Origin of the sequence: Streptomyces sp. PA03-6a (assembly GCF_033792765.1) — a bacterium.
Lineage (GTDB): Bacteria > Actinomycetota > Actinomycetes > Streptomycetales > Streptomycetaceae > Actinacidiphila.
In genome coordinates, this window is record NZ_JARAVK010000325.1 from 1 (window position 1) to 8,352 (window position 8,352).

General features: G+C 73.7%; 7 protein-coding genes. 1 reads left to right on the plus strand and 6 read right to left on the minus strand.

The window, feature by feature from the left end:
* The 4 genes from PV350_RS41505 to PV350_RS41520 form a co-directional block, all read right to left on the minus strand.
* Positions 1 to 325, minus strand: a 325-nt coding sequence (locus PV350_RS41505; protein WP_500338585.1) for a hypothetical protein, incomplete at its 3' end; no start/stop codon positions are given.
* A gap of 167 nt (positions 326 to 492) precedes the next feature.
* On the minus strand, positions 493 to 1,386 hold the full coding sequence (locus tag PV350_RS41510) for a hypothetical protein (RefSeq protein WP_499512241.1): 894 nt from the start codon (positions 1,384 to 1,386) through the stop codon (positions 493 to 495).
* On the minus strand, positions 1,383 to 2,213 hold the full coding sequence (locus PV350_RS41515; protein ID WP_499512242.1) for a polyphosphate polymerase domain-containing protein: 831 nt from the start codon (positions 2,211 to 2,213) through the stop codon (positions 1,383 to 1,385). Before PV350_RS41515 ends, PV350_RS41510 begins: the two co-directional genes overlap by 4 nt.
* The gene (locus tag PV350_RS41520; RefSeq protein WP_500338587.1) at positions 2,210 to 2,857 is read right to left on the minus strand and encodes a DUF4956 domain-containing protein; all 648 of its coding nucleotides are present in this window, start codon (positions 2,855 to 2,857) and stop codon (positions 2,210 to 2,212) included. The genes PV350_RS41515 and PV350_RS41520 overlap by 4 nt, the downstream gene beginning before the upstream one ends.
* A 524-nt stretch (positions 2,858 to 3,381) precedes the next feature.
* Between PV350_RS41520 and PV350_RS41525 the strand changes: the two genes are divergently transcribed.
* Positions 3,382 to 4,467, plus strand: coding sequence for an acyltransferase (locus tag PV350_RS41525; protein ID WP_499512244.1), 1,086 nt, complete (start codon positions 3,382 to 3,384; stop codon positions 4,465 to 4,467).
* 85 nt (positions 4,468 to 4,552) lie between these two features.
* Here PV350_RS41525 and mfd read toward each other — a convergent pair whose 3' ends face one another.
* Positions 4,553 to 8,092 (minus strand): transcription-repair coupling factor, encoded by a 3,540-nt coding sequence (gene mfd, locus PV350_RS41530; RefSeq protein WP_500338589.1) that lies wholly within the window; start codon positions 8,090 to 8,092, stop codon positions 4,553 to 4,555.
* A partial coding sequence (locus tag PV350_RS41535; RefSeq protein WP_500338590.1) for a hypothetical protein occupies positions 8,089 to 8,352 on the minus strand: 264 nt, incomplete at its 5' end. The genes PV350_RS41535 and mfd, both read right to left, overlap by 4 nt.

Here is an 8,352-nt window from a genome sequence, read left to right on the forward strand (position 1 = left end):
CGCGATGACGGACCGGGCCCCCGTCCACGACCATCCGATCCCGGAGCTCGGCCGGGGTCCAGCCGGGCTCCGGGATCGGATGGTCGTGGACGGGGGCCCGGTCCGTCATCGCGGGCACGGTGGGCAGCGGGCCGGTGGGTGGGACGGCCCGGCCGTCCGTGACCGCCGGCCCCCACGCGCGGTCCGTCCGCTCTCCGAACCGGGTGATGCCGAACAGTTCCTGGACCCCCGTGTACCCCGTTTCCCCGGCTTCCTCGCCGGGCACGTCCGCCCACCCGGTCCGGCCCACGGCCTCCGGCACCTCGGCGAAGACGGCGATGTGCATGGATCCGTCCCGGTCGCTGTCCGATATCACCTGCCCCGGCAGACTATGGGACGCCACGGGGGGAGGGGGGTGCGAATGTGGTGAACACCGGCGTTCCCGGGGTGGCGTCCAGGTGAACCTGGTGTGCGGACGAGCTGGCGCCGCAGGTCACACGGGGTGCCGTTGGGTCATGCGCGGTTCGTCGGGGTGGTGTCCGCCGCCCGGATGTAGTCGCCGACCAGTGCGCCGAGCAGGGCGCCGGCGAGGAGGTCGTCCCGTAGGTGGTCGGCGGTGTAGAGCCGGGCGTGCACGACCTGGACCTGCATCCAGCGGTACTCGGCGGCGCGCCGCGGGGCCAGGGCGGTGAGGACGGCGACGGCCGCGGAGGAGAGCGCCGCGGGCGCCGCCGGGTAGGCGCAGGCGCAATCGGCGGCCGGGGTGGCCTTCCGGGCCGGGCCCAGGGCGGGATCGAGGGCGGAGGGGCGGGACCGCCGGTAGTGCCCGGCGAGCCGGCCGCTGATCGTGCCGGCCAGCTCCAGCGCCGCGTCCAGGCGGACCCGGGCGGCCTCGCCCTCGGCGCGGGGCATCAGTTCGCGCCGGTCGTCCAGGTACAGGCGCCAGATGTCCCGCTCCCCGTGGGCGGCGAGCCACGCGGCGGCCGTCCGGCCGGCGGCGGTGCGCGTACGGGCGAGACGGCTGACCTCCCCGAGTCCGGCGGCGCGTGCGGCTTCTGCGGGCGGATCGGGCATCCGGGCCGCCGCCCAGCGGACGAACGCCGGGTCGTCGCGGGCGGTGCCGTGCCCCGACCGCCACCGGGCGTAGAGCGCGTCGGCGGCCCGCTGCTGCGCGTCGAGCCGCGTGGTCCAGCCGCGCAGTTCGGCGTCGGGGAACAGCGGGGGCGGCGGGTCCTGCTCGATCCGCCGCACCGCGCCGCCCGCCCCGGGGTCCGCGGGGGCGGTGACGTGGGTGCCGATCAGGCCGAGGACCGCCGCGGCCACGGCGGCGACGGCGACGGCGGGGTACCGGCGGCCCGTGCGGGGGGCCCGGGGGCGGACGGGCGCCCTGCGGTGGGCCGTGCTCACCACGCCGGTCCGGCCGGGCCGGGGACCCGGGCCTCCGGTTCGGCACGCGTGGGGGCGTGGAAGCAGTACCGCACCAGGCGGCGCACGTCGTTGCCGGGCAGGCCCGGGACGAGCAGGGCCTGTCCCACGACGTACTTGCTGAGCGGCAGCGGCCGTACCCCCAGGCCCATCAGCAGCCGGTCGGCCGCGCCCGGACGGGGACCGCCCTTGGTCTCGACGAGGACGAAGCCGTGGTTCAGCGCGGCCGTCGCCCTGCCGCGGTGGCAGGTGAGCCGGCCGTCGAGGGTGACCCGGCTGCCGGCCGCCAGGTCGGCGAGGGCCGCGCGGACGTAGCGGATCTCCCCGGCGGGGGACAGCAGCCCGGAGCGGACCGGGACCCCGGCGGCGCCGAGCACGTCGTCGACGAAGGCGGCCGCCCCGGCGCCGATGAGGCCGTACTCCCGGGCGGCCAGGGTGCGGGCGTGCTTGACCGTGGCGCCGCGGCCGTCCTTGGTCTTGACCTCGACGCGGCACAGCCCGTCCTCGACGTAGAGCCGGGTACGGACCTTCCAGCGGCGCCTGCGCCCCTGCACGTGCGCGTACCAGGCGCCGAGCCCGGCGGTGTCGAAGTACGTGCTGCGGTACCCGGTGGTGCGGCGGCCGCCGACGTCCAGCACGTGGTGCGTCGGCGCCAGGGCGGCGACCAGGCAGCGTGCCGACAGGGCCGGCAGCAGGTACTTGCGGTCGACCCGGTGCTGCAGTGCCGCGGCGGCGTCGACCTCGGCGAGGGTCGCCCCGCGCAGCGGAGCCAGTCCCAGCGCCTCGGCGAAACCCTCCGGGCCGGTCACACGAGCCTGCTCTCGAGCAGGCTGTCCTGGCCGCCCCGTCCGGCGGCGGGCCCCGCACCGTCGTCCGGCAGCCCCCAGCCCAGGGGCGAGTCGCCGCGGTAGCGGACCGAGACCCGGGTCGTCTCGCGCACGAAGTCGACCTCGTCCACGAGCACCGCCAGCGGTTCCTGGCCGAACCGCAGCACGACCTCCCGGTGGACCGCCGCGGGGTCGGCGTACAGGCGGTCCAGGGTGAGGCGCACCACCCGGGTCGGCCGGTGGGCGTGCGGGTCGTCGACGACCAGGACGGCCGCGAGCACCAGCACGTCCAGCGTCACGACGAACCAGATCTCCCGCTGCGGCAGGCCTCCGCACAGGGCGATCACCAGCGCCGTGAAGGTGTACGCGACGTCCCGGGCGGTGAAGGCGGTGCTGCGCAACCGGACCAGGGAGAGCATCCCGAACAGCCCGAAGCCCACCCCGGCCGGGAACGATCCCGCGCCCATCGCGCTCATCGCCGCGAAGAGGCCGACGTTGAGCGCCGTCAGCACCAGCGGCATCTGCGGGGCCGGGCAACCGCGCCGGTAGAGCAGGCCCACCAGCGCCATGAGGGACAGGACGTCCACTCCACCGCGGGCGAGCAGGTCCCAGGGTCCGTGCGTCATGCGCGGCGCCGGGCGGGCGGGTGTGGTCCGGGCACGTGTTCCTCCGGGGGCTGGATGGTGGGCCCGGGTCCCGGGGATCCGTCCATGGAAAGGGGGATGGGACGGCGGATCCCCGGGCCCGGGAGTCATCGGCGCGCGGGACGGACCACCCCGGCGTGGGCGGGCGTCCCGGCGCCGTCCATCCACGCCGGACGATCCGTCCAGCGATGCCGGACGCTAGCCCCGCGCCCCCCGCCGGGCAAACCGCCCACCGGCACCCCCGGACGCCGGGCCGGGCGGGAAACGCCAGGCGGGAAGAGGGGACCCGGCGCCACACACGCGTTCCGGCCATCGGACAATGACACCCGAAGGGGTGAGGGAAAGCCCGCTCCGATGACGCCGGACGAACCCCCCGCCACATCACGGCGAATCACGGGTGAACGGGCACACCGCCCGGCGGACCGAGACCGTTCCGATACCGCCGGGCCCCGGGGAGTTGGGTGACCGTTCGGCTCCACGACACCCATGTGCCCGATCATCACGCGGTGTCGAATGAAACAGCCGTGCGACTGCCGTTGCAGCGCAGTTCCGCCTCCCCCGGACACTCCGCCGACGCGCGGGAACACCGCTACGACATCGACCTGATGCGGTTGCTGTGCTCCGCCACCGTCATGCTGGGCCACGTGGGCTCCCAGTTCATCCGCTCGACCGGGAACGACGCGTCCCACGGGGCCGCGACGTACTGGGCGGGGCACGTGGCCGAGGCGGTCAACCCGTTCGCGGTGCCCATGTACTTCGCCATCGCCGGATGGGCGGTGCTGGTCGGCGCCCCGCCGCGGGACAGCGCCCGGATGTGGCAGCGGATCGTCCGCAACACCGTCCCGCTCTTCGCGTGGACGGCGGTCTACCTGGTGTGGGCCTGGCTGCGGGACCGCAACGAGCGGCCCATGACCGAGCTCGCGAGGGACTCCCTCATCGGCTCCGTGCAGCCCGCCTACCACCTGTGGTTCATGTACAACTACATCCCCATCATCGTGCTGCTCGCCTTCGCGATGCTGATCAAGGACGGCAAGCGGCCCTGGGGGCTGGGGGCGGTGCTGCTGGGCATCGCGGTCCTGCCGAGCGTCCTCGCCCTGGCCGGGGACCTGACCCACACCGACCTGCCCCCCGTGGCCTGGGGCTTCGGCACCTACTCCCTGGTGTACGCGGTCGGCGGCGCCATGCTCTTCGCCCTGCCGGCCGGCGCCGTCCCGTGGCGCCGGTGGCTGGTCGTGCTGCTGCCGCTCACCATGGCCGGGTGCCTCTGGTACAACACGCGGGTCCACTACGTGATCCCCAACGCCCACCTCTTCGTGGCCGCGATGAGCGTCTGCGTCCTGCTGCTGGTCAGCCGGATCCGCATCCCGGAGCGTTTCCAGCCGCGCCTGAAGCACCTGGCCGGCGCGGCGCTGGGCGCGTACATGGTGCACGTGCTCTTCGTCGAGGAACTGGTCCACCGCGTGGTCTCGCCGGACCTGAGCGGACCGGTGGCCGCGGTGCTGCTGGTCGGGCTGGTCCTGGCGGTGATGGTGCTGTCGTTCTCCACCAGCCTGCTGTGGGGCCGGCTGAACCTGCGGCGCCTGCTGGGCTGAACCTCGGGAAGCCTCCGGAGCGACAGGGCCCCGTCCGCGCAGCTCGACCTCGCGCGGACGGGGCCCTTTCGCGTCCCCTGAGGCTTCAGCTGTCCAGGACCGTGGTCAGCAACTCCGCCGTCCACGCGAGCAGTTCCCGGCCGACCACCGGCTTGCCGCCGATCCGCGCCGTGGTGGGGCGCGGCACCAGGATCTGCTTGGCCGCCTGCTTCACGACCGTGCGGGGGTAGAGGCGGTTCAGCCGCAGCTCCTGCGACTCGCGCAACTCGACGGGCGAGAACCGCACGTTGTTGCCCTGCAGGGTGATGTCGCAGACCCCCAGACGGCGGGCCAGCAGCCGCAGCCCGGCGACCAGCAGCAGGTTCTCCACCGGCTCCGGGAGCTTGCCGTAGCGGTCGGTGAGCTCCTCGCGGACGGCCTTGACGTCCTCCTCGGAGTTCACCGCGGCGATCGACCGGTACGCCTGCAGACGCAGCCGCTCGCCGGGCGCGTAGTCGTGCGGGACGTGCGCGTCGACCGGCAGCTCGATCTTCACCTCCAGCGGGGCCTCCTCGACCTCGCCGCCGCCCGCCTCCATGCCGGCCCGGTAGTCGGCCACGGCCTCGCCGACCATGCGGATGTACAGGTCGAAGCCGACGCCCGCGATGTGGCCGGACTGCTCGCCGCCGAGCAGGTTGCCCGCGCCGCGGATCTCCAGGTCCTTCATGGCGACGTACATGCCGGCGCCCATCTCGGTGTGCTGGGCGATCGTCGCCAGCCGCTCGTGGGCGGTCTCGGTGAGCGGCTTCTCCGGCGGGTACAGGAAGTAGGCGTAGCCGCGCTCGCGGCTGCGGCCGACCCGGCCCCGCAGCTGGTGCAGCTGGGAGAGGCCGAAGTTGTCGCCCCGCTCGACGATGAGGGTGTTGGCGTTGGAGATGTCGATGCCCGACTCGACGATCGTCGTGGAGACCAGCACGTCGAACTTCTTCTCCCAGAAGTCCACCACGACCTGCTCCAGCGCCGACTCGCCCATCTGCCCGTGCGCGGTGGCGATCCGCGCCTCGGGGACCAGGTCGCGCAGCCGCGCGGCGGCCTTGTCGATGCTCTCCACCCGGTTGTGGATGTAGAAGGCCTGGCCCTCGCGCAGCAGTTCGCGGCGGACCGCGGCGGCGATCTGCTTCTCCTCGTACGGGCCGACGAAGGTCAGCACCGGGTGCCGCTCCTCCGGCGGGGTGGTGATCGTCGACATCTCGCGGATGCCCGTGACCGCCATCTCCAGGGTGCGCGGGATGGGCGTGGCGGACATGGTGAGCACGTCGACGTTGGCGCGGAGCTTCTTCAGCTGCTCCTTGTGCTCCACGCCGAAGCGCTGCTCCTCGTCGACGATGACCAGGCCCAGGTCCTTGAACTTGGTCTCCGACGAGAACAGGCGGTGGGTGCCGATGACGACGTCCACGGACCCCTCGCGCAGGCCCTCCAGGACCGCCTTGGCCTCGCTGTCGCTCTGGAACCGGGACAGCGCCTTCACCACGACCGGGAACTGCGAGTAGCGCTCGGAGAAGGTGCCGAAGTGCTGCTGCACCAGCAGCGTGGTGGGCACCAGGACGGCGACCTGCTTGCCGTCCTGCACCGCCTTGAAGGCCGCCCGCACCGCGATCTCGGTCTTGCCGTAGCCGACGTCGCCGCAGATCAGCCGGTCCATCGGGACCGTCTTCTCCATGTCCTCCTTGACCTCGGCGATCGTGGTGAGCTGGTCCGGGGTCTCCGCGTACGGGAACGCGTCCTCCAGCTCCCGCTGCCAGGGGGTGTCCGGCGCGAAGCTGTGGCCGGGCGCGGCCATGCGGGCGGAGTACAGCCGGATCAGGTCCGCGGCGATCTCCTTGACCGCCTTCTTGGCGCGCGCCTTGGTCTTCGTCCAGTCCGCGCCGCCCAGGCGGTGCAGCGAGGGCGCCTCGCCGCCGACGTACTTGGTGATCTGCTCCAGCTGGTCGGTCGGCACGAACAGCCGGTCCCCCGGCTGGCCCTTCTTCGCCGGCGCGTACTCGACCACCAGGTACTCACGGGTGGCGCCCTGGACGGTGCGCTGCACCATCTCCACGTAGCGGCCGACGCCGTGCTGCTCGTGCACGATGAAGTCGCCCGCCTGCAGCGTCAGCGGGTCGATGGTCTTGCGGCGCCGGGACGGCATGCGCCCCATGTCCTTGGTGGAGGACCTCTGGCCGGACAGGTCGGTCTCGGTGAGCACCGCGATCTTCAGGGCGGGGTCGACGAAGCCGCTCTCCAGCGAGCCGCAGGCCACATGGACCACGGAGGGCTCGACCGGCCCGTCCAGACCCGTGTCGAGGCGCGCGGCGATGCCCTCGTTGCCCAGCACCTCCACGATGCGGGCGGCGGGACCGTGGCCCTCGGTGACGTAGACCGCGCGCCAGCCGTCGGCGAGCCAGCCCTTGGTGTCGGCCAGCGCCCGGGCGGTGTCGCCCCGGTAGACCTCGGGGGCGTGCATGCCGAGCTTGAGGGTGTCCGCCTCCAGCTCGTCATCGGCCGCGAACGGGCTCACCGACCACCAGGGGACGCCCAGCTCACGGGCCCGGTCGCGTACGTCGGCGATGCTCCACAGCGAGGCCGCGCCCAGGTCGATCGGGGCCTCACCGCCCCCGGCGGAGGCCGCCCAGGAGGCTTCCAGGAACTCCCGGCTGGTCGCCACGAGGTCGGCGGCCCGGGTACGGACCCGCTCCGGGTCGCAGACCACGGTCATCGACCCGGCCGGCAGCACGTCCAGCAGCAGCTCCATGTCGTCCACCAGCACCGGGGCGAGGGACTCCATGCCCTCCACGGCGATGCCCTGGGCGATCTTGTCCAGCAGTTCGCGCAGCTGCGGGTGTTCCTCGGCCAGCTCGGCGGCGCGCGCCCGCACCTCGTCGGTGAGCAGCAGCTCCCGGCAGGGCGGCGCCCACAGGCCGTGCTCGGCGACCTCCAGCGAGCGCTGGTCGGCCACCTTGAAGTAGCGGATCTCCTCGACGTCGTCGCCCCAGAACTCCACCCGGAGCGGATGCTCCTCGGTGGGCGGGAAGACGTCCAGGATCCCGCCGCGCACGGCGAACTCGCCGCGCTTCTCCACCAGCTCCACCCGGGCGTACGCGGCGGCCGCCAGGGCGTCCACGACGTCGTTCAGATCGGCGGTCGTCCCGGTGCGCAGGGCCACCGGGACCAGATCGCCCAGACCCTTGACCTGCGGCTGCAGCACGGAACGGATCGGCGCGACCACGACCCGCACCGGGCCGGCGGTCGGGTCGTCCTTGCTGGGGTGCGCCAGCCGGCGCAGCACGGCCAGGCGGCGGCCCACGGTGTCCGAACGGGGCGACAGCCGCTCGTGCGGCAGCGTCTCCCAGGCCGGGTACTCCACCACGGAGTCCTCGGGCAGCAGCGACTGCAGGGCCGCGACCAGGTCCTCGGCCTCACGACCGGTCGCCGTCACCGCCAGCAGGGTGCGGCCGGCGCGGGCCGCGAGCGCGGCCAGGGCCAGCGGGCGGGCGGCGGGCGGACCCACCAGGTCGACGTGCGGGCGGTTGCCGTCCGCGGCACCGCGGACCGCCTCCGCGAGCGCGGGGTCGTCCACGACGACGTCGAGCAGACCGTTCAGGCTCATGTGGCTTTCCGTCCCAGAGGCAGACAGGCGGGGCAACGCGAACAGCCCGACGCGTCGAACGAGCCGGGGTGTCCCAGCGTACGACGCTCCGCGGACAGCCGGCGCCGCAACCTGTCCGGGGTCGTTTGCGCGCGGGCCCCGGGGGGGGCGGGGTTTGGGGAGATGTCGTGGGCGGGGCAGGCCTTGCGTTCGTCGGCCATGTTCATCGCGTAGGAGATGAGCTCGATGGAGGACTCGGTGCCGATCTCCTCGGTGATGGC